General features: G+C 69.9%; 19 protein-coding genes and 1 tRNA gene. 7 read left to right on the top strand and 13 right to left on the bottom strand.

What is annotated here, in order from left to right:
• Positions 1–45: 45 nt before the first annotated feature.
• A tRNA-Lys gene (locus ACX80U_RS10850) sits at positions 46–119 on the bottom strand.
• A 144-nt stretch (positions 120–263) separates the two neighbouring features.
• Between ACX80U_RS10850 and ACX80U_RS10855 the strand changes: the two genes are divergently transcribed.
• The 3 genes from ACX80U_RS10855 to ACX80U_RS10865 all read left to right on the top strand — a co-directional run bounded on the left by ACX80U_RS10855 (position 264) and on the right by ACX80U_RS10865 (position 2,754).
• Positions 264–911, top strand: a complete 648-nt coding sequence (locus tag ACX80U_RS10855; protein ID WP_133080110.1) for a hypothetical protein — start codon at positions 264–266, stop codon at positions 909–911.
• Between the two features lie 214 nt (positions 912–1,125).
• Positions 1,126–1,743 carry a DUF47 domain-containing protein gene (locus tag ACX80U_RS10860; RefSeq protein WP_133080109.1) on the top strand — a complete coding sequence of 206 codons (618 nt, stop codon included), beginning with the start codon at positions 1,126–1,128 and terminating at the stop codon, positions 1,741–1,743.
• The gene (locus ACX80U_RS10865; protein WP_459268403.1) at positions 1,744–2,754 is read left to right on the top strand and encodes an inorganic phosphate transporter; all 1,011 of its coding nucleotides are present in this window, start codon (positions 1,744–1,746) and stop codon (positions 2,752–2,754) included.
• 171 nt (positions 2,755–2,925) lie between these two features.
• On the opposite strand, the gene pstB is transcribed toward ACX80U_RS10865, so the two are convergent.
• From pstB to pstS, 4 genes are all read right to left on the bottom strand, one after another.
• Positions 2,926–3,705, bottom strand: a complete 780-nt coding sequence (gene pstB / locus ACX80U_RS10870; RefSeq protein ID WP_459268404.1) for a phosphate ABC transporter ATP-binding protein PstB — start codon at positions 3,703–3,705, stop codon at positions 2,926–2,928.
• A gap of 30 nt (positions 3,706–3,735) precedes the next feature.
• A complete protein-coding gene (pstA, locus tag ACX80U_RS10875) occupies positions 3,736–4,842 on the bottom strand; it encodes a phosphate ABC transporter permease PstA (protein WP_459268405.1) in 1,107 nt (368 codons plus the stop codon).
• Complete coding sequence (gene pstC, locus ACX80U_RS10880; RefSeq protein WP_133080105.1) at positions 4,843–5,775, bottom strand: phosphate ABC transporter permease subunit PstC; 933 nt, start codon at positions 5,773–5,775, stop codon at positions 4,843–4,845.
• A gap of 142 nt (positions 5,776–5,917) precedes the next feature.
• On the bottom strand, positions 5,918–7,036 hold the full coding sequence (gene pstS, locus ACX80U_RS10885; RefSeq protein WP_133080104.1) for a phosphate ABC transporter substrate-binding protein PstS: 1,119 nt from the start codon (positions 7,034–7,036) through the stop codon (positions 5,918–5,920).
• A gap of 223 nt (positions 7,037–7,259) precedes the next feature.
• Between pstS and ACX80U_RS10890 the strand changes: the two genes are divergently transcribed.
• From ACX80U_RS10890 to disA, 3 genes are all read left to right on the top strand, one after another.
• A complete protein-coding gene (locus ACX80U_RS10890; protein WP_459268406.1) occupies positions 7,260–8,387 on the top strand; it encodes an FUSC family protein in 1,128 nt (375 codons plus the stop codon).
• 72 nt (positions 8,388–8,459) lie between these two features.
• Complete coding sequence (gene radA, locus ACX80U_RS10895; RefSeq protein WP_133080102.1) at positions 8,460–9,845, top strand: DNA repair protein RadA; 1,386 nt, start codon at positions 8,460–8,462, stop codon at positions 9,843–9,845.
• A gap of 248 nt (positions 9,846–10,093) precedes the next feature.
• Positions 10,094–11,170 carry a DNA integrity scanning diadenylate cyclase DisA gene (disA, locus tag ACX80U_RS10900; RefSeq protein WP_133080101.1) on the top strand — a complete coding sequence of 359 codons (1,077 nt, stop codon included), beginning with the start codon at positions 10,094–10,096 and terminating at the stop codon, positions 11,168–11,170.
• Between the two features lie 61 nt (positions 11,171–11,231).
• Here the strand turns inward: disA and ACX80U_RS10905 are convergent, their stop codons facing one another.
• Positions 11,232–11,981 carry a hypothetical protein gene (locus ACX80U_RS10905; RefSeq protein WP_459268407.1) on the bottom strand — a complete coding sequence of 250 codons (750 nt, stop codon included), beginning with the start codon at positions 11,979–11,981 and terminating at the stop codon, positions 11,232–11,234.
• A gap of 86 nt (positions 11,982–12,067) precedes the next feature.
• Here ACX80U_RS10905 and ACX80U_RS10910 point away from each other — a divergent pair, with 86 nt between their 5' ends.
• On the top strand, positions 12,068–13,087 hold the full coding sequence (locus ACX80U_RS10910; RefSeq protein ID WP_459268408.1) for an HhH-GPD family protein: 1,020 nt from the start codon (positions 12,068–12,070) through the stop codon (positions 13,085–13,087).
• An 83-nt stretch (positions 13,088–13,170) separates the two neighbouring features.
• On the opposite strand, the gene dhaM is transcribed toward ACX80U_RS10910, so the two are convergent.
• The 7 genes from dhaM to ACX80U_RS10945 all read right to left on the bottom strand — a co-directional run bounded on the left by dhaM (position 13,171) and on the right by ACX80U_RS10945 (position 21,334).
• Positions 13,171–13,914, bottom strand: a complete 744-nt coding sequence (gene dhaM / locus ACX80U_RS10915; RefSeq protein WP_459268409.1) for a dihydroxyacetone kinase phosphoryl donor subunit DhaM — start codon at positions 13,912–13,914, stop codon at positions 13,171–13,173.
• Positions 13,911–14,561, bottom strand: a complete 651-nt coding sequence (dhaL, locus tag ACX80U_RS10920; RefSeq protein WP_459268410.1) for a dihydroxyacetone kinase subunit DhaL — start codon at positions 14,559–14,561, stop codon at positions 13,911–13,913. The genes dhaM and dhaL overlap by 4 nt, the downstream gene beginning before the upstream one ends.
• Before the next feature lie 2 nt (positions 14,562–14,563).
• On the bottom strand, positions 14,564–15,565 hold the full coding sequence (gene dhaK, locus ACX80U_RS10925; protein ID WP_459268411.1) for a dihydroxyacetone kinase subunit DhaK: 1,002 nt from the start codon (positions 15,563–15,565) through the stop codon (positions 14,564–14,566).
• Between the two features lie 229 nt (positions 15,566–15,794).
• Positions 15,795–15,971 carry a CsbD family protein gene (locus ACX80U_RS10930; RefSeq protein WP_133080462.1) on the bottom strand — a complete coding sequence of 59 codons (177 nt, stop codon included), beginning with the start codon at positions 15,969–15,971 and terminating at the stop codon, positions 15,795–15,797.
• A 123-nt stretch (positions 15,972–16,094) separates the two neighbouring features.
• The gene (locus ACX80U_RS10935) at positions 16,095–16,604 is read right to left on the bottom strand and encodes an amino-acid N-acetyltransferase (protein ID WP_133080096.1); all 510 of its coding nucleotides are present in this window, start codon (positions 16,602–16,604) and stop codon (positions 16,095–16,097) included.
• A gap of 36 nt (positions 16,605–16,640) precedes the next feature.
• The gene (locus ACX80U_RS10940; RefSeq protein WP_459268412.1) at positions 16,641–18,665 is read right to left on the bottom strand and encodes a S9 family peptidase; all 2,025 of its coding nucleotides are present in this window, start codon (positions 18,663–18,665) and stop codon (positions 16,641–16,643) included.
• Positions 18,666–18,826: 161 nt separating this feature from the next.
• Positions 18,827–21,334 (bottom strand): AAA family ATPase, encoded by a 2,508-nt coding sequence (locus ACX80U_RS10945; RefSeq protein ID WP_133080094.1) that lies wholly within the window; start codon positions 21,332–21,334, stop codon positions 18,827–18,829.
• Positions 21,335–21,391 lie beyond the last annotated feature (57 nt).

Raw genomic sequence — 21,391 nt, forward strand, 5'->3', positions numbered from 1 at the left:
AAGGACCCCGGGATGCGTTCCCGGGGTCCTTCCGTCGTGCACAGGTGGGCCCTGTGGGGCTCGAACCCACGACCCACGGATTAAAAGTCCGTTGCTCTAGCCAACTGAGCTAAGGGCCCGCCACACCTGCCCGCCCGACGGATCCGAGGATGCCGCCGTGCAGGCGCGATGACCCGCTAACTTTATCGCAATCGATCCTGCCCCGGGGACCGCGCGGCAGCCCTGCCTTCCGGCCCGAATTTCCGCAGGAGTATCCTCGTTCCATGGACGGCGAATACACCAACAACAGCCCGCGGCCCCACAAGCCGAAGCCATTCGCTCCCGCGGACTTCGAGGTTTTCGCGGGTGGGGTCGATCCCTCGCGCGTGTCCGAGGCGGCGCACATGGCCGCTCATGCGCTGGTGCACCACGGGCGCGACGCCGAGGATCCCGACGTGACGCGCCGCCTCGTCGAGCTCGCCGACCAGCAGGGCCTCGAGGCCATCGCGGAGATGTGGGCGGAAAGCCCCGCCCGGTCCCTGCCGGGAGCGCTCTGGCGCCTGTACGCGCTCCGCGCAGCCACGCAGCAGAACCCCGAGCGCATCGCCGCCTACTTCGCCTCGGGCAAGGAGGTGGCCCAGGTCTCCAAGGTCGTCGCCGGCGTCGCCGAGCCGCCCGGTGCCACGGAGATGACCACCATGGCGAACACCATCCTCTCCGGGGCGTTCGAGGGCGAGTTCGACGTCGCGCTCGAGCGGTTCGCCGCGTTCTGCCGCGTCGTCGCCCTCGGTCAGGCGAACCACGCGGACGACGCCGAGCTGGCCAACGGCCCCCACGCGTCGAAGCTGACGCGCAACTCTCACCAGCTCATCAAGACCGCGGAGGATCTCGAGCACGCGGCGGCATCCTGGCGGCGCGGAGAGCTCGACTGAACCTCCTGCCGCCGGCGATGTTGACAGCGGCTCCGGGGAGGGCAAGACTTAACACGGCGTCGGACCGTGGAACCCCCGGGCTTCAACACTCAGCCGCTTCGAGCGGCCTTCCGCCGAGAGGCGCTCCCGGTTCGGCGCCACTACTTTGCCCTTCAGTACCCGGTACGGCTTCGGCCGGACCGCTGACTCCTTCATATCCTCCGAGGAAGACTCCGTGAAACTACGCCTCTTCCCCGAGGAGAACGCTGGCCTCGAACTCCTCTCCCGCATGGCCCGGCAGCTCGTGCTCGGCGTCGGGACGATGTCCGCCATCCTCGGCGCCCCCACCTCGGAGTACGACCGCCTGTCGGAGGAGCTGCACCAGCACGAATCGGCATCGACCGATCTGCACTTCGCCCTCCTGACGTCCATGCGGACGTCCTTCATCAATCCGCTCCCCCGCGAGGACCTCTACGCGCTGTCCCGGCTCCTCAACGAGGCCATCGAGAAACTCGACGGCGCCGGGGAACTCATCGCCCTGTACAAGCTGAGCAAGCTGAGCCAGCGGGCCGCCGACCAGCTCGAGGTCATCAACCGGCAGGCCGAACTCACCGCCGTCGCCATGCAGCGCCTGAATTCCATGGAGGACCTCGAGGAGTACTGGATCGAGATCCTCCGGCTGGCCCGGCGCGCCGAGCGCACGCACCGCAGCTGGTGCGCCGAACTCCTGAACGACCACAAGCCCCTCGTCTATGCGCGGCACCGCGACGTGGCGAACCAGCTCGTCGACGTCACCAAGGACATCCGGAGGGTCGCCACCCAGGTGGGCACCATCCTCGTCAAGGAATCGTAGGTGGAACCCCTCCTCCTCGGTGTGGTGGTCGCCGCCGCAGGCGGCTTCGCCTTCCTCAACGGCTTCCACGACGTCTCGAACTCCGTGGCGACCGCCGTGCGGACCCGGGCGCTCACCCCGACCGTCGCCGTCCTGCTCGCCGCCTTCTTCAATCTGGTGGGCGCGCTGCTCAGCACCTCCCTCGCGCTCTTCTTCACGGATGCGGGCATCGGTCTCCCGCCGGGCCCGACGGGCCTCGGCATCCTCGTCGCCGCCCTGCTCGCGGCCGGCAGCTGGGGCGTGTTCACCTGGTACCGGGGCAAGCCGTCGTCGTCGACCCACGCGTTGCTCGGCGGCATCATCGGCGCGGGTGCGGCGTCGCAGCTGGTGAGGGGCCCGGCGATGAGCGGGGCCGGTGAGACACTGTTGCTGCAGATCGTCCTGCCCCTCGTCCTGTCGCCGGTCGTCGCCTACCTCCTGGCGTACGCCGCGGTGTTCCCGGCGACCTGGCTGCTGCGGCACGGGTCCCCCGCGAAGGTGAACCGCGGCAACCGCATGGCGCAGTCGGTGCTGGCAGGGGCCTTCGCGCTCGGGCACGGGCTGCAGGACGGCCAGCGGACCATGGCCGTCATCCTGCTGGCACTCGTGGGCTCGGGGTACGCGAGCGGATCCGACATGCCCCTGTGGGTCCAGCTCTTCGCCGCCGTGCTGCTGGCATGCGGCTCCCTGTTCGGCGGCTGGCGCATCACGCACACCCTCGGCAACCGGCTGGTCCACATCGACCCGCTGCGCGGCATGACGGCACAGGGCGTCAGCTCGGCGATGCTGTTCATCGGCGCCATCTCGCTGCACTTCCCGCTCTCGAGCACGCACACGATGACATCCGCGATCGTCGGAGCCGGCGCCAACCAGCGCTTCGCGTCCGTCCAGCGGCCCCGCGTGGTGCGCATCCTCGCGGTCTGGCTCGGGACCGCACCGGTCACCGCGCTGCTGGGAGCCGTCTTCTTCCTGGCGCTCAGCCCGCTGCTGTAATCGGCGCGGCCCGCGCCGTGCGGGAGGCCGCGTTCCCTGCCGGGCCCCCCGCCGATGCGCCGGAGACAGGGGCACCGCGCCTGGACTCCCTGCACAGGGAGGGGGAACGACGACGGCGGCCCCGTGGGAGCCGCCGTCGTCGCCGTCGATCGCCCGCCCGGGCGGTTCCCGCTATCCGAAGCGACCGGAGACGTAGTCCTCCGTCGCCTTGATCGAGGGCTTGTTGAAGATCGTGGTGGTGTCGTCGTACTCGATGAGCTTGCCCGGCTTGCCGGTGCCGGCGATGTTGAAGAACGCCGTCTTGTCCGACACACGCGCTGCCTGCTGCATGTTGTGCGTCACGATCACCACGGTGTAGTCGGCCTTGAGCTCGTTGATCAGGTCCTCGATGGCCAGCGTGGAGATGGGATCCAGCGCCGAGCAGGGCTCGTCCATCAGGATCACCTGGGGGGACACCGCGATGGCGCGGGCGATGCACAGGCGCTGCTGCTGGCCGCCGGACAGGCCGGATCCGGGCCGGCCCAGGCGGTCCTTGACCTCGTTCCACAGGTTGGCGCCGCTGAGCGACTTCTCCACGAGGTCGTCGGCATCCGACTTGCTCATGCGCTTGTTGTTGAGCTTCACGCCGGCCAGCACGTTGTCGCGGATGGACATGGTGGGGAACGGGTTGGGCCGCTGGAAGACCATGCCGATCTGCCCGCGCACGGTGACCGGGTCCACGGCGGTGTCGTACAGGTTGTCGCCGTCGAGCAGCACCTCGCCCTCGACCCGCGCGCCGGGGATGACCTCGTGCATGCGGTTCAGGGTACGGAGGAAGGTGGACTTGCCGCAGCCGGAGGGACCGATGAACGCCGTGACGGAACGGGCTTCGATGTTGATGTTGACGTCCTCCACCGCAAGGAACTTGCTGTAGTAGACGTTGAGGTCCTTGACGTCGATTCGCTTGGACATTGCTTCCTTCGGGTGAGGTACCGCTGGCGCTTAGCGGCTGGTCTTGGGGGCGAACATGCGGGCGACGAACCGGGCGACCAGGTTCAGGAGCATCACCATGAGGATCAGCAGGAGCGCTGCGGCCCAGGCGCGCTGTGTACTCGGATCGGGCGCCGTCGGGGAGGTCGGCGTGAGAATCTGGTAGTAGATGAAGGTGGGGAGCGTGCTCATCCAGCCGCTGAAGACGTTCCAGTTGATGGAGCTGGCGAATCCCGCCGTTACAAGGATAGGGGCGGTCTCCCCGATCACGCGGGCGATCGAGAGGGTTACGCCGGAGGCGATACCGGAGATCGCCGTCGGGATCACCACGTTGGTGATGGTGCGCCACTTGCGCACGCCGAGGGCGTAGGACGCCTCGCGGAGTTCGTTCGGGACGATCTTCAGCATCTCCTCGGTGGACCGGACCACCACGGGGATCATGAGGACGGACAGGGCGACGGCCGCGACGAACCCCGTACGGGTACCCGGTCCGAACAGGAGCGCGAACAGCGCGGCGGCGAACAGGCCGGCCACGATCGAGGGGATGCCGGTCATCACGTCCACGAAGAAGGTGATCGCCTTGGTGAGGTTCTTGCCGGCACCGTACTCGACCAGGTAGACGGCGGTGAGCAGGCCGATGGGCACGGAGATGAGCGTCGCCCAGAGCGTGATCTGCAGCGTGCCGAGGACGGCGTGGTAGGCGCCGCCCAGCACGGGCGTACCGTTCTCCACGGCCTGGTTGTCCACGGCCCCGGTGACGCCGTTCATGGACGTGAACAGGAAGTTGTAGCTGAGGCCCGGGACGCCGCGCTCGAGGACGGTCCAGAGGACCGAGACGAGGGGCAGCAGCGCGATCAGGAAGGCCCCGCACACGAGGAAGGTGACGAGCCGGTCCTTCGCCTTGCGCTCGCCCTCCGCGACGGCCGTGACGAGGGTGGCGGCGAGGACGAAGACGATCGCCGAGATGACCGCCCAGCCGACGACGCTGAACCCGATCAGGGAGGAGAGCGCCGCACCGAGGATGACGGCGGCCGCGAGGACCACCCACACGGCGTAGGAGGGGAGGTGCCCGCGCGTGAGCTGGGACTGGCGACGCTGCAGGGTCTGGTTCGCTGCCATTTAGTTAGCTCCCGAGAATTCTTTGTGCCGGGTGATGATGAAGCGGGCGATCATGTTGACGATCAGCGTGATGACGAAGAGCACGAGGCCCGCCGCGATCAGCTCGTTGAGGCGCAGGCCGAAGGCCTCCGGGAAGTTCAGGGCGATCTCGGCCGCGATCGTCTGGTTGCCCGTCTTCACGAGGCTCGCGACGAGCGCGCCGGGTGAGAGGACCAGGGCCACCGCCATGGTCTCGCCGAGGGCGCGGCCGAGGCCGAGCATGGTGGCGCTGATGATGCCGGGGCGTGCGAACGGCAGGACCGCCATGCGCACCATCTCCCAGCGTGTGGCGCCCATCGCGAGCGCCGCCTCCTCGTGGAGGTTGGGTGTCTGCAGGAAGATCTCCCGGCTGAGCGACGTGATGATGGGGATGACCATGACCGCGAGGACGATCCCGGCGGTGAGCATGGTCTTGCCGGTCTGGCTGGCCGGTCCGGCGAAGATCGGGATCCAGCCGAGGTTCTCGGCGAGCCACGTGTAACCCTTGGCGAGCTGCGGGGCGAGGACGATGTACCCCCAGGCGCCGTAGATCACCGATGGGATGGCCGCGAGCAGGTCGATGACGTACCCGAAGGCCCGTGCGAGGCGGCGCGGCGCGTAGTGCGAGATGAAGAGGGCGACCGCGATACCGATGGGTGTCGCGATGACCAGCGCGATGACCGCGGCGATGACGGTGCCGATGACGATCGGCAGGATGTACGCGGCGAAGCCGTTGCCGCCGGTGATCTCGGTGGGGTCGGCAGTGAAGGTCGGTGCTGCCTGCACCAGCAGGAACACGGCGACGCTGAAGAGCACTGCCAGGATCAGGACGCCGGCCGTGAGGGAGATTCCCGAGAAGATCCGGTCGCCTGCGCGGCCTCGATCCGTCGTCGCTTTCAGCGTATTGGTTGACACGTCTCTGCCTTCCAGGGCGGTCGATTTCGTTTGCAGTGACGGCCCGGTGATGGGCCGACGGGGCGTCACTGCTGATGCCAGCCGTGAACGGCGGACGGTCCCGCCCGGTCTTTATTAGACCAGACGGGACCGGGATGCCTCGCTAGGAGGCGACCTTGATCGATTCGATCGAAGCCTTGGCCTTCTCGCTGAGCGACGCGGACAGCGGGGCGTTGCCGGCGGAGGCCTCGGCCTCCGCCTGGCCTTCCTCGCTGATGACGTAGGAGCCGAACGCCTTCACGAGGTCGACGGTCTCCTGGCTGTCGTAGGAGGTGCAGTACACGTGGTAGCTGACCAGGACGACGGGGTAGGCGCCGGACTCGGTGGTGTCGCGCTCGAGCTCGAGGGACATGTCGGTCTCGGGGCGGCCCTCGACCGGGGTGGCGACCTCGACGGCCTTGGCGGCCGCGTCGGAGCTGAGTTCCGTGTACTCCTCGCCGACCTTGACCTTGGCCTTGCCGAGGTCTCCCACGGCGGAGGCGTCGGCGTAAGTGATGGCGCCGTCGGTGGAGGTGACCGTCTGGACGACACCCGAGGTGCCCTTGGCGTTCTCGGACTGCAGTTCTGCGGGCCAGGCGCCGCTGACCTCGTAGGTCCAGTCCTCGGGCGCCGCTGCGGCGAGGTAGTCGACGAAGTTCTCGGTGGTGCCGGACTCGTCCGAGCGGTGCACGACGGTGATGGGGGTGTCGGGGAGCTCGACGCCCTCGTTCTGGGCCGCGATCGCGGGATCGTTCCAGGTGGTGATCTTCTTGCCGAAGATCTGCGCGATGGTGGGTGCATCAAGGTTCAGCTCGGTGACGCCCTCGAGGTTGAAGGCGATGGCGATCGGCGAGATGTAGGCCGGGATGTTGATGGCGCCGTCAGGGCCGCAGACCTCCATGGCCTGGGTCATCTCTTCGTCCTTGAGGTAGGCGTCCGAGCCGGCGAACTGCGCGCCGCCGCTCAGGAAGGCCTTGCGGCCCGCACCGGATCCGTCCGGGGAGTACTGCACCATGGCGCCCTGGTTGGCGGACTCGAAACCGGCCTTCCAGGCCTCCATCGCAGAGTTCTGCGACGAGGCGCCGATGCCGGTGAGGGTTCCGGACACCGCGGTGCCGGCGGCGGAGGACGCGGGTCCCTCAGCAGCGGGCTCGCCGGTGGCGTTGTCGGAACCACAAGCGGTCAGCGCCAGCGCGGCTACGGAGATAACTGCCGCAGCGCGGCCAAAGCGAAGAGCCTTCACGAAATTTTGCCCCTTCCAGGGAAGTATTCATCGGTGCACGAGAGGCACTCGGTAGAGATGTACGCGTTCTTGTACATCCTCGAAGCTAGGCAGTGCAGGTAACGAGACTGACCAAGCGACATGAACGGAAGGTGAACAGCGTAGGGCCATTGACCTGCGTGGCCGGTTCGTACCGGTGAATGAGACGAACGTCTCGCTTCGATGCACCTCCTAGACTGGGGGCATGCCGCCGCGCCAGGGAGTCTCCGCCGCCCTCGGCTTCCTGCGTAAACGCTCCCGCACGGGACTCAAGCGCAGTTCCGGGTCGGTGGTGGCCGCCGTGCAGATGACGGTGTGCGCGGTCGGGGCCTACGCCTTCGCGGAAGAGGTCCTCGGGCACAACGGTCCGCTGTTCGCTGCGACCTCGTCGATGATCTCCTTGGGTTTCTCGCGCGATCCGCGCATCCGCAGGGTGCTCGAGGTGGCGATCGGCTGCACGCTCGGCATCTCGGTGGGCGACCTCCTGCTGACCTTCTTCGGCACCGGGCTCTGGCAGGCCGCGGTCGTCCTGTTCATCTCGATCCTGCTGGCCCGCTTCCTGGACAGCGGCACCATCTTCACCACCCAGCTCGGGCTGCAGTCCCTGCTCGTCGTGCTGCTCCCGGCGCCGCAGGGGGGACCGTTCACCCGCAGTGTCGACGCCATCGTGGGCGGCCTCTTCGCGCTGGTGATCACCATGCTGCTGCCACGTGATCCCCGCCGCGAGCCGAAGACGAACGTCCGCGGCCTCCTGGGTGAGCTGTCCGGGGTGATCCGCGAGAGCGCCTCCGCACTCCGCACGAGCGATTCGACCCTGGCGTGGCATGCGCTGGTCCGGGCCCGGAGCTGCCAGGCCCAGCTCGACAGCCTGACCGGCAGCATGAAGGCGGCGCAGGAGGTCGCCCGCATCTCCCCCGCCTACCGGCGGCACCGCGATGAGCTCGGGTCCCTGCGGAGCGCCGTGGAGTCGATCGACCTCGCCATCCGCAACAGCCGTGTCTTCTCCCGCCGGCTGACCTCCGCGATCAACCATGCCGCCCTGACCGACGAGGCCATCGAGGCCCTCGGCCAGTCACTGGAGGACACGGCGGACGCCGTCGACGTCCTGTCCCGCGCGCTGTCCGCCCGGGACTCCGCCGAGCGGCGCCTCAACCTGCGGCAGGCTCGCAACGACCTGGCGGCCGTCGCCACCGACCTCCACCCCGCCACGCTCAACATCAGCCGGCTCGAGGGCGAGGGCCTCGTGCTCCTCCTCCGCCCGCTCGTCGTGGATCTGCTCGAGGCGACGGGCCTCTCGCACGAGGACGCCGCCGACTACCTGCCCCGGCTCTGACGGGACGGGCGGGTACGGGCGGAGAGACGGCGCCGGGCCGGCTCTGTCGGTGCCCGCCGGTAGCCTGAAGCAATGGCCACCAAGACCTCCCCTGCCACCCGCGCGAGCCGCAGCAACGCACCCAACTACCGCTGCGCGGAGTGCGGCTGGACGACGGCCAAGTGGGTGGGCCGGTGTGGTGAGTGCCAGGCCTGGGGAACCGTGGAGGAGACCGGCCAGGTGGCAGCCCGGACCACCGCGGCCACGGCCGTGACGACACCGGCGCGGCGCATCGCCGAGGTCGATGCCACCCTGTCCGGGTTTCAGCCGACGAAGATCGACGAGCTGGACCGCGTGCTCGGCGGCGGGCTGGTGCCGGGCGCCGTGATCCTGCTCGCCGGGGAGCCCGGCGTCGGGAAGTCCACCCTGCTGCTCGACGTCGCGGCGCGCGTGGCACGGCTCGGCAAGGATGTCCTCTATGTCACGGGCGAGGAGTCCGCAGCCCAGGTGAAGCTCCGCGCCGACCGCATCGACGCTGTCGCCGATTCCCTCTACCTCAGCGCGGAGACGGATCTCGGCCAGGCCCTCGGCCAGGTGGAGACGCTCGATCCCGCCCTGCTGATCGTCGACTCCGTCCAGACGCTCAGCAGCGCGGCGGTGGACGGGAGCGCCGGCGGCGTCACCCAGGTCCGGGAGGTCGCGGCATCACTCATCGGGGCCGCGAAGGCGCGCGGGATGACCACGCTCCTCGTCGGGCACGTCACCAAGGACGGTTCCATCGCCGGTCCGAGGCTGCTCGAACACCTCGTGGACGTCGTCTGCCAGTTCGAGGGCGAGCGCCACTCCCGGCTGCGTCTCCTGCGCGCGGTCAAGAACCGGTACGGCCCCACGGACGAGGTGGGCTGCTTCGACCTGACGGACGGCGGGATCGAGGGACTCGCAGACCCCAGCGGGCTCTTCGTCTCGCGGACCAAGGACCCGGTGTCCGGGACATGCATCACCGTCACCCTCGAGGGCAGACGCCCCCTGCTGGCGGAGGTCCAGGCACTGCTGGCGGAATCGGCCAACTCCCAGCCGCGGCGGGCAACGAGCGGCCTGGACAGCTCGCGCGTCGCCATGCTCCTGGCCGTGCTGCAGAGTCGCGCATCGGTCAGCCTCTCCAAGGACGACAGCTACGTCGCGACGGTCGGCGGTGTCCGCCTGTCCGAGCCCGCGACGGATCTCGCCGTCGCGCTCGCCATCGCATCCGCGAAGACCGACCACCCACTGCCCGCCCGGCTCATCGCGTTCGGCGAGGTGGGACTGGCCGGGGAGGTGCGCCCGGTGCCCGGGATCGGCCGGCGCATCCAGGAGGCGGAGCGGCTCGGATTCACGCACGCGATCGTCCCGGCGTCGCCCGGCGGGACGGGACCTGTGCCGAAGGGCTTCTCCGTCCGGGAGGTGTCGACGCTCGCCGAGGCCCTGGCCCTCCTGTTCTAGGCAGCGAGGCCCAAGTCGCAGCGTCCGGACGGGACGCCGGGTCCGCCGTCGACGCGATCCGGGAGGACGGCCGGATGGAGTGTTACCGATCTGCGACGACGGCCGGTACGGAGGATTTCCCGCGCGCCAGTAGTATTATCATCGGCTGCGCGGCTAGACCCGCGGCCGTTGACTGCCGTCCGAGGCTCGACGGCGGCCGCCCGACTGCGCCGGGCCTTCAACAGCGCGGGCGGTGAAAGGATAGGCCCATGGTTCGTAGTCCGGAGGACTCGCTCAAAGCCACCCTCGCCAGAGTAGCCCCGGGAACCCAGTTGCGGGACGGTCTTGAGCGAATCCTGAGGGGACGCACGGGTGCGTTGATCGTGCTCGGCTTCGACCGCACGGTGGATTCGATCTGCTCGGGCGGCTTCGACATCGGCATCGAGTTCTCACCGACCCGCCTGCGCGAACTGGCGAAGATGGATGGTGCCATCGTGTGTGACAAGGACGCGAGCCGGATCCTGCGGGCTGCGGTGCAGCTCGTGCCGGACCACACCATCGAGACGCAGGAATCCGGCACCCGGCACCGGACCGCCGAGCGCGTGGCGAAGCAGACGGGCCTGCCCGTGATCAGCGTCAGCCAGTCCATGCAGATCATCGCCCTCTACATCGACGGGCTCCGTCACGTGCTGGAGGGTTCCGAACCGGTCCTCGCACGCGCCAACCAGGCCCTCGCCACGCTCGAGCGCTACCGTGCTCGCCTGGACCAGGTCACGAACTCGCTCTCGGCCCTCGAGATCGAGGCCATGGTGACCGTGCGGGACGTCGCCGTGACGCTGCAGCGCCAGGAGATGGTCCGCAGGATCTCGGAGGAGATCTCCCAGTACGTGCTGGAACTCGGGGTCGACGGCCGCCTGCTGTCCCTGCAGGTGGAGGAACTCACGACCGGCCTCGGACCCGGCAGCGAGATGGTGCTGCGCGACTACATGGACCTCGGCTCCAGCACGGCTCCGCTCGACGAGCGCGTGGCCACCCTGCAGGGCTTCAGCTCCACGGATCTCATCGACCTCGGCACGATCGCCAGCGTGCTCGGCTTCAATCCGTCGGTCGACTCCCTCGAGGCCGTCATCCAGCCGAAGGGCTTCCGGCTGCTGTCGGGCATCAAGGCCGTTCCGCCGGCCGTCGCCAACCGCCTGGTGGAGCACTTCGACGGACTGCAGAACCTCATGGCCGCGAACATCGAGGACCTCATGGCGGTGGACGGCATCGGTGAGCAGCGGGCGCGCACCGTCCGTGAGGGCCTCTCGCGGATCGCCGAGACGAGCCTCCTCGACCGCTTCATGTGACGGCGGGAGTGCGGTCGGGCAGTGCGCAGGACACGCGCCCGTCCGCAGCGCCGCGGAGGACCTACTGCAGCGTGAACTCGGCCGGATCGCTGCTCCTCGCCCCGAGCCTCGTGGTCAGGGAGTAGCCTCCGGCCGCGGGCTCCTCGTCGACAGCGGTGCATCCCGGGACACTGCGGTTGCGCGACCACTCGAAGGTGGCGCGCTCCTCACCGCCCGGCGCGATGGTGCGCTGGAGGTCCTGGGAGGACTGCTGGCAGTCGATCGAGGAGAACACGCGCTCGTCCGCGCGGGTCAGGACGAACTCCATCTGCGACGTGCCGACGTTCACCGTGCAGGGTTCCGTCCCCTCGTTGCGGACAACCAGGGACAGCACCGGGTCCTCGTCCGGGCCGTAGGCCTGCTCGTCGGTCTCCGCCGCGACCGTCACGTCGGCTGCGCAGCCGGCCGCAGCGGCGCCTGCAGAGGGGCGGGCGGTCGTCGCACGCGGCGTGGGAGCAGGTGAGGTGCGCGACGCCGTCGGGGTCGGGGCCGCACTCGACGGGGGGCTCGACGGGGTGGGGCCCGACGGCGGGGTCGCGGTCGGTGTCGGGGACGGAACGGCCGACGCCGTGGCGGGCGCGGGCGTCCCGCCGGCCGCGTCGGCGCCGCGGCCCAGCACGCCGGCCAGGGCGATCGCCCCGACGGCGAGCGCCGCGACCACCAGGAATACCAGGAGGACCACCGCCAGCCGCCGACGGCGGTACATGGCGGGGCTGGGTCCCCGCCTGCCGCCTGTTCGCCTGCCCGTGCCGTGACCGCCCGTAGATGCCATCCATCAAGGCTAGGGACGGCCGCTCGCATTCTTCCCGGCACCACGCCGGTGGCTAGAGTATTCACGACGAGAATCCAGGAGCATCCATGAACCCCGGCAACGGAACACCCCCCGGTCCCGGCAGCCCGCGGAACCCGGCGGGACGGGCCGCCGCCGCACCCCCGGACCTCCACCTGCGGGTGACGGACTGGTTCCGGGAGAATGCCCGGGACCTGCCCTGGCGGGATCCCGGGTGCTCGCCCTGGGGCATCCTCGTCAGCGAGGTCATGCTGCAGCAGACACCGGTCGTCCGCGTACTCCCCGTGTGGCGGGATTGGCTGGAGCGCTGGCCGACGCCGGCGCATCTCGCCGCCGAGCCATCGGGGGCGGCTGTACGCCACTGGGGCCGCCTCGGCTACCCGCGCCGGGCACTGCGCCTCCACGCCGCGGCCACGGCGATCGTCGCCGGGCACGCCGGCGAGGTACCCGCCACGTACGACGAGCTCCTCTCCCTGCCCGGCGTCGGCACCTACACCGCCGCCGCCGTGGCCGCCTTCGCCTTCGGCCGCCGCGAGACCGTCGTCGACACGAACATCCGCCGCGTGCACGCGCGCCTCGTCGGCGGGACCGCCCTCCCCGCTCCGGCGCTGACGGCGGCGGAGACGAGGCGGGCAGTGGCCCTCCTGCCCGACGACGAGGCTCTGTCCGTGCAGTGGAACGCCGCAGTGATGGAACTGGGGGCCGTGGTCTGCACCGCGCGTGCACCGCTCTGCGACGCCTGCCCGGTCATCGACGCCTGCGCCTGGATCGCCGCCGGGCGTCCCGCTCCCGAGTACGTGCCCAAGGGCCAGTCATGGGCGGGCACCGACCGGCAGGTCCGCGGCGCCATCGTCGCCGTGCTGCGGCACGCCGACAGCCCCGTGGCACGCCCGATCCTGCTGCGGGCTCCCGTCGACCTCGGCATCGGGGTGCCCGTCGACGTCCCCCACCTCGCCGGACACGCGGGCCCACTCGCCGCCCTGCACGGCCTGCAGGCGCCGACCGAGCAGCTCGAGCGCGCCCTCGCCGGGCTGCTGGCGGACGGCCTCGCCGAGGAGACCGAGGCGGGCCTGCGGCTGCCCGGCTAGGGGACTGTTCGCAGGAGGTGACCCGGCCAGGAGGCTCCGGGACTGCGCAGCCCGACCGGTCGGGCGGAGGCCGCCTGATCGGATCAGGCCGGTTCGCCGAACCCCGACTCGACCGCCTGGCCGACGAGATCCACGGCCGCCTGCGCGTCGGGGCCGCTGGCCTCGACGGTGACCGTCCGGCCCTGCCCGAGACCGAGGCTCATCAGGAGCATCACCGACTTGCCGTCGACGCCGTTGACGGTCACCTCGGCGTCGAGGTCGGCGAGCCCTGCGGCGAGGGTGGCGGCAGGGCGGGCATGCAGTCCCATCTGGTTCGGCAGGACCCAGGAGCCGCTCACCGTCGCTCCGACGGACGGCGACCCGTCCTCCCCGGCACCTCGACCGGGTGACGCGGCGCCATGGCTCACGAAGGGCTCGAACTCCTCGGGCCGGACGGAGACGACGGCGCTCTCTGCTGCCCGGACGACGTCGTCGAGGGAGGATCCCCCCTGCGCCTGCACGGCAGCGGCGACGGCCCCTTCGACGAGGGCGGCCTGGGCGAGACGCACCGTGTCCCGGACCTCGGGGTCGAGGAACTCGAGCACCATCTCGGCCGTCATGACGGCCGAGCCGAGGTCGGTCAGGACCACCACGCCGTCACCCTCCGACGCGCGCCCGATCGCGGCCTGCACGCGGTCGAAGCTCGTGCCGATGCGCGCCGGCCCGGTGCCGTCCTCCGCACCGCCCGCAGCCACGAGGACGACGTCGGGTGCCATCTGCGCTGCGAGCTCGACGACCCCCTCGGCGATCTTCTCGCTGTGCGAGACGATGACCAGGCCGACGCTCATGCGACCTCTCCTCCGGCGGCCTCCGAGGCGGCCTGCAGGATCAGCGCGGTGGACACCGCCCCGGGATCCTGGTGTCCCGCACTGCGTTCGCCGAGGTAGCTCGCCCTGCCCTTGCGGGCGATCAGCGGTTCGGTGGCCACGGCTCCCGCGTGGGCGGCGTTGGCGGCCGCCGCGAGCACCTCGGGTGGGGTGGCTCCCGCACTGGCCGCGGTCTCCGCCGATTCGGTGGCGGGTGTCCAGGCGTCGACCATCGTCTTGTCGCCCACCTCGGCCTTGCCGCGGGCGACGATGCCGTCACGGGCCGCCCTGATCATCGCGGCCGTGGCTGCGGCGTCCACCTCGCCGGCGTCACCGAGGGAGGTCGCCGCACGGAGGAAGGCCGTGCCGTACAACGGTCCGGCGGCACCGCCCACCGTGGACATCAGGGTCATGGCGACCTGCTTGAGGACGGCCGCGGGCGTGCCCGGGGCGTCCCCGGCGTCGAGCTTCGCGACGACCGCGCTGAAGCCCCGATCCAGGTTCTCTCCGTGGTCCGCGTCGCCGATCACCCGGTCGAGGTCGATCAGCAGGGCGCGGTTCTCGGCGACCAAGCGGGCCGTCTCCCGGATCCAGCGGACGGCCCAGGCGGTGTCGAGGGGCTGCACCATCCTCAGGCCCCCCAGCGCAGCGCGGCGGTGTGGACCGGGGAGTCCCACAGCTCGAGCATCTCGTCGTCGACGCGCAGGATGGTCAGGGACGCCCCCTGCATCTCGAGGGCGGTGATGTAGTTGCCCACGAGGGATCGCTCGATCGTGACACCGAGTCCGTCGAGCAGCTGCGCGACTTTCCGGAAGACGATGTAGAGCTCGCTCGCGGGCGTCCCACCCATCCCGTTGACCATCACGAGGGTCCTGTCCCCCGAGGCCAGCCGGAGATCGGCGACGATGGGGTCGAGCAGCCGCTGCGTGATCCCGTCGGCGTCCTCCATGGCGATCCGATGCCGTCCGGGCTCCCCGTGGATACCGATGCCGATCTCGATCTCGTCCTCCGCCAGGTCGAAGCTGGGCACCCCGGCGTGCGGGACGGTGCATGCGGCGAGGGCGACGCCCATCGAGCGGACGCCGTCGACCACGCGCTGCGCCACGTCGGCGACGCCGTCCAGGTCGTCGCCGCGTTCGGCCGCGGCACCGGCGATCCGCTCGACGAAGACGGTCCCACCGACGCCGCGCCGGCCCGCCGTGTACAGGGAGTCCTCGACGGCGACGTCGTCGTCCACGAGCACCGACCGCACCGTGACGCCGTCCGCCTCCGCCATCTCCGCCGCCGTCTCGAAGTTGAGGACGTCGCCCGTGTAGTTCTTGACGATGTGCAGGACGCCGGCACCGCCGTCGACCGCGGACGTCGCGGGGATGATCTGGTCCGGCGTCGGTGAGGTGAAGACCGCTCCCGGCACCGCGGCGTCGAGCATCCCGCGTCCCACGAAACCGGCGTGGAGTGGTTCGTGTCCGCTGCCGCCCCCGGAGACGATGCCCACCTTGCCCTGGACGGGTGCGTCCCTGCGGGTGATGAAAAGGGGGTCCGGGTGGACGGTCACGAGGTCGGCATGTGCGATGCCGAATCCTTCGACCGACTCGTCGACCACGGCCCTGGGGTCATTGATGAGCTTCTTCACGACGGCTGCTCCTTGACTGCGAACGGACACTCTGACAGCCTGCAGCCCGCATTCCATGGACCACCCCGGCCAGTGGCCACGTTACCGTCCGTTCCTGCCGCTGCCTATAGGCGACAGGGCTCGGAGCAGCCGTCCCTTCGGGGCTTCAACGCCTGAGGGAGGGGCCCGTGTCCGGGCGCCCTCCCTCAGGTGGTCCGGCCTGCGGGGTCACCGGCAGGCCTGTGCTGTATCAGTCGCGCTTGAACGCGTCCTTCACGTTCTCGCCGGCGTCCTTGAGGTTCGAGCTGGCCTGGTCCTTGTGGCCCTCGGCCTCCAGGTTCTCGTTGCCGGTGGCCTTGCCCAGGCCTTCCTTGATCTTGCCGCCCAGGCCTTCGCCCTTGTTCCCGATCTTGTCATCCAGTCCCATGATGCGGACCTCCTTCGACTCGGTGTTCAGCCACCGGTTCCGGTGGCGTGCCAGCATCTCCGGAGAGATACTAAGTCGTCTTACCTTATCCCCCTCCGGCAGCGAAAAGCGAGCCGCCCCGGTTCAGAGCTGCCTGATCATGCGCGTATTGCCGAGCGTGTTGGGCTTCACCCGCGCCAGGTCGAGGAACTCCGCGACACCCTCGTCGTGGGACCGCAGGAGTTCCGAGTAGATCTGCGGATCGACGGCCGACTGGTCGGCCATGACCTCGAAGCCGTGGCGCCGGAAGAACTCCACCTCGAAGGTCAGGCAGAACACCCGGCTCACCCCGAAGGCACGTGCCTCCTCGAGCAGTCCCTCGACGAGCGCATGCCCGACACCGCGGCCGCGGGCGGCAGGGGAGGTCGCCAGGGTGCGGACCTCCGCGAGGTCCTCCCACATGATGTGCAGCGCCCCGCAGCCGAGCACCTCCCCGCCGTCGGACTCCGCGATGCGGAACTCGGGCAGGCCCTCGTAGTACGCCACCGTCTCCTTGGCCATCAGGATGCGCTCCTCGGCGAGCGGCTCGACCAGCGACTTGATGGCCGGGACGTCGGAGGTGCGGGCGGGGCGGATGGTGAAGGGGAGGGTCATTCGACCCACTCTACAAAGCGCCGCCCGCCCCCGCCCCTACAGACCCAGCTCGGCGGGCAGCTCCCGCTCCTCGCCGAGGACGTGCCGCGCCAGGAAGGCCTCGACGACGCCGTACCAGATGCGGGCGTGCTGGGGCTTGAGGATCCAGTGGTTCTCGTCCGGGAAGTACAGGAAGCGGTGGGGTGTCCGGCCCTCGGCGTCGGCGGGCAGCTGCGACTTCGACAGCAGCTCGTACCAGAGCCGCAAGCCCTCGCCGATCGGCACGCGGTAGTCCTTGTCGCCGTGGATGACGAGCATGGGGGTGTTGATCTTCTCCACATGGTGGTGCGGGGAGTTCTCCTCCCTGGCCTCGGGGGTCATCTCCCGCTCCCAGTAGAAGGCGGCGTCCGTGGTGGGGCCGAACTGGTCCAGCGACCACAGGCTCGCGTGGGTCACGATGGCCGCGAAGCGGTCGGTGTGCCCGGCGACCCAGTTCGCCATGTAGCCGCCGAAGCTGCCGCCCATGGCCGCCACGCGGGTCCCGTCGATGTCCTTCCGGGCCACCAGGTCGTCCGTCGCCGCCATGAGGTCGGTATAGGGCGCGTCGCCCCACCGTCCCCAGCCGCGGTCCACCATGTGCTGCCCGTACCCCGTGGACAGCGCCGGGTCCGGCAGGAGGACCGCGTACCCGCGTGCCGCCATGATCCACGGCGACCAGCGCCACGTCCACGCATTCCACGAACCGATCGGCCCGCCGTGGATCCACAGCAGTGCGGGCGCGGGAGACTCCTCGGTGGCCCCCTCGGGGAGCACCAGCCACGACTTCACCGGCTGCCCGTCCTCCCCGACGGATTCGATGCGCTCGAGCCTGCCGGGCAGGGCGGGCCGGTCCGCCGGGTTCAGGAGGCGCTCGGTGGCGCCGGAGGCGAGGTCGATCCGCACGGCCTCCGCGGGGAAGAGGTACGAGCTGCGCAGGGCGTAGGCGGTGGCGCCGTCCGGGGAGACCTGTACGTCGGAGTATGCCGCCGCGTCCTCCGTCACCCGCCGCACCATCCCCGTGGCTACCTCGATCACGAACACCGGCGCCGCGCCGTCGTCATCCGCCGTCACGACGAGGGCCGAGCCGTCGGGCAGCCACGCGGCAGGGGACGGCCAGCGATCCCAGTCGGCGGCCAGTGGCGTCGGCTCCCCGCCCTCGAGGGGGAGCAGCAGCAGGGTGGTGGAGGGCGCGAGGTCCACGGCGGTGCGCCGATCCTTCAGGACGGCGAGGTGGCGGCCGTCGGGGCTGACGGGGCCGGGCGAGTAGTCGCTGTCGCGGTCGTCGAGCAGGACGGTGAGTTCCCGCGTGGCCAGGTCGACGCGGGCGAGCACCGTGCGCTGGGAGCCGCGTTCCTCGGGCACGGTGAGGGCCGTGAAGAGCACCGATCCATCGGGGCTGAGCACGGGGTGGGCGTCCCGGAGACCTCCGCGCACGGACGGGGCGAGGTCCTCGAGCGACCGCGCCCCGTCGTCGTCGAGTCCCTGCAGCCCGAAGTACCGTGGTTCGTCCGGGCCGAGGTCGGCGTCCCAGTAGCGCACCGGGTAGCCGTCGTGCAGGATGGCGGCGACTCCTGCCTCCCTGCGCACCGTGCGGCGCTCGGCGTCGTCCTCCTCGTTCGCGGAACCGGCCAGCGCGTTCGCGGTGACGACGACGACGTCGGCCGCGTCGGCCGTGGCCACCCCTGCGACGCCGCCGTCACGGGTCAGGAGCAGGGACGCCTCACCGCCCGCGGCCGGCAGACGCCACAGCGCCGCACGCTTCTCACCGTCCGCGTCCTCCGGGTCGGGGCGTGCCGAGGTGAAGAGCAGGTCGCCGCTGGAGAGGAACACGGCGCCGGACTCCCCTGCCGCGCCCTGCGTGAGGCGCCGCGCGGGCTGCTCGCCCGCAGGGTCCACCTCCCACAACGCGGTCCTGTAGGCGGTCTTCTTGGGGTCGAGAGTCGCGACGGACGTCACGAGGCGCGTGCCTGCCCGGTCGAGGACGAGGCCGCTCAGGCGCGGCAGGGCGACGAAGTCGTCGAGCGATGAGAAAGGGGTGGTCATGCGTCATCTCTACCACCGCGTGTGGCCGCGGTCACAGCCGTTCACTCAGGGAGGAATTCCGTTGCTGAAGGCACCCATCGCACGGCGGAACCCAGAACGGCGGAACCCGCCCTGGTGACCAGGGCGGGTTCCGTAATGCCGTGCCGTGCGTGCTGCCGGTACTACTCGGGGACGGTGGCCTCGAGAGCGGCCGGCGCATCCTCCAGCTCCTTGGGAGCACCGTGTCCGACGAAGGTGAAGCGCGCATCCACGCCCTCGCCCTCGACGTCGACGTCGACGCGCTCTCCCGACTTCAGCTCGCCGAAGAGGATCTTCTCCGACAGCTGGTCCTCGATCTCGCGCTGGATGGTGCGGCGCAGCGGCCGGGCACCCATCGCGGGATCGTAGCCGCGGGTCGCAAGGAGCACCTTGGCCGCGGGGGTGAGCTCGATCGTCATGCCCTTGTCCGCCATGCGGCGGCTCAGGCGCTCGAGGAACAGGTCCACGATCTGGACGATCTCGTCCTGGGTGAGCTGCGGGAACACCACGGTGTCGTCGACGCGGTTCAGGAACTCCGGGCGGAAGTGCTGCTTGAGCTCCTCCTGCACCTTCGCCTTCATCCGGTTGTAGCTCGTCTGGGTGTCGGAGCCGGACTGGAAGCCCGTCATGACGCCCTTCGAGATGTCGCGGGTACCGAGGTTGGTGGTCATGATGATCACCGTGTTCTTGAAGTCCACCATGCGGCCCTGGCTGTCCGTCAGGCGGCCGTCCTCGAGGATCTGCAGGAGCGAGTTGAAGAGATCGGCGTGCGCCTTCTCCACCTCGTCGAACAGAACCACGGAGAACGGCTTGCGGCGGACCTTCTCGGTCAGCTGGCCGCCCTCCTCGTAGCCCACGTAGCCCGGAGGGGCACCGAAGAGCCGCGAGACCGTGTGCTTCTCGGAGTACTCGGACATGTCGAGGGTGATCAGGGCATCCTCTTCGCCGAACAGGAACTCCGCGAGTGCCTTGGCGAGCTCCGTCTTGCCGACACCCGTGGGGCCGGCGAAGATGAAGGAGCCGCCCGGACGCTTCGGATCCTTGAGGCCGGCGCGCGTGCGGCGGATGGCCTGCGAGATCGCCTTGATGGCCTCGTTCTGTCCGATGACCCGCTTGTGGAGTTCGGCCTCCATGTTCAGCAGTCGCGAGGACTCGGCCTCGGTCAGCTTGAACACGGGGATACCGGTGGAGTTCGCGAGCACCTCGGCGATGAGTTCCTCATCCACCTCGGCGATGTCGTCCAGTCCGCCGGACTTCCAGCGGCGCTCCTTGTCGCTGCGCTCGTCGTGGAGCTTCTGCTCCTTGTCGCGCAGCGCGGCAGCACCCTCGAAGTCCTGGGAGTCGATGGCCGACTCCTTCTCGCGCTTGACGTCCGCGATGCGCTCGTCGATCTCCTTGAGCTCCGGCGGCGCGGTCATCCGGCGGATGCGCAGGCGCGCCCCCGCCTCGTCGATGAGGTCGATCGCCTTGTCCGGCAGGAAGCGGTCCGAGATGTAGCGCTCGGCCAGCGTCGCCGCGCTGGACAGGGCGCCGTCGGTGATGGACACGCGGTGGTGCGCCTCGTAGCGGTCGCGCAGTCCCTTGAGGATCTCGATCGCGTGGGCCACGGAGGGCTCTGCGACCTGGATCGGCTGGAAACGGCGCTCGAGCGCGGCGTCCTTCTCGATGTGCTTGCGGTACTCGTCCAGCGTGGTGGCACCGATGGTCTGGAGTTCACCACGGGCGAGCATCGGCTTCAGGATCGACGCGGCATCGATGGCGCCCTCGGCCGCACCTGCGCCGACGAGGGTGTGGATCTCGTCGATGAACAGGATGATGTCGCCGCGGGTGCGGATCTCCTTGAGGACCTTCTTCAGCCGCTCCTCGAAGTCGCCACGGTACCGCGAGCCGGCCACGAGGGACCCGAGGTCCAGCGTGTACAGCTGCTTGTCCTTGATGGTCTCCGGGACGTCGCCGCGGACGATCGCCTGGGCGAGGCCCTCGACGACGGCGGTCTTGCCGACGCCGGGCTCACCGATCAGGACGGGGTTGTTCTTGGTGCGTCGGGAGAGCACCTGCATGACGCGCTCCATCTCGGACTCGCGCCCGATGACGGGGTCGAGCTTCGATTCGCGCGCCGCCTGCGTCAGGTTGCGGCCGAACTGGTCCAGCACCACCGAGCCGGCAGGGGTTCCCTCCTGCTGCGGACCGCCGGCGGCAGCCGGCTCCTTGCCCTGGTAGCCGGACAGCAGCTGGATGACCTGCTGGCGGACACGGTTGAGGTCTGCGCCGAGCTTCACGAGGACCTGCGCGGCGACGCCCTCACCCTCGCGGATGAGACCGAGCAGGATGTGCTCGGTACCGATGTAGTTGTGGCCGAGCTGGAGTGCTTCCCGCAGGGAGAGCTCCAGTACCTTCTTGGCCCGGGGGGTGAAGGGGATGTGACCGGACGGGGCCTGCTGGCCCTGCCCGATGATCTCCTGAACCTGCTCCCTCACGGCACCCAGCGAGATGCTGAGCGACTCCAGGGCCTTGGCGGCGACACCCTCGCCCTCGTGGATCAGGCCAAGCAGGATGTGCTCGGTGCCGATGTAGTTGTGGTTGAGCATGCGGGCCTCTTCCTGGGCCAACACGACAACTCGACGGGCACGATCTGTAAATCTCTCAAACATGAGACACACACTCCTAGCTAACGCGTAATTCGATGCTACGGGTACGGCATGAGCTTT

This window comes from Arthrobacter sp. TmT3-37 (assembly GCF_054510835.1).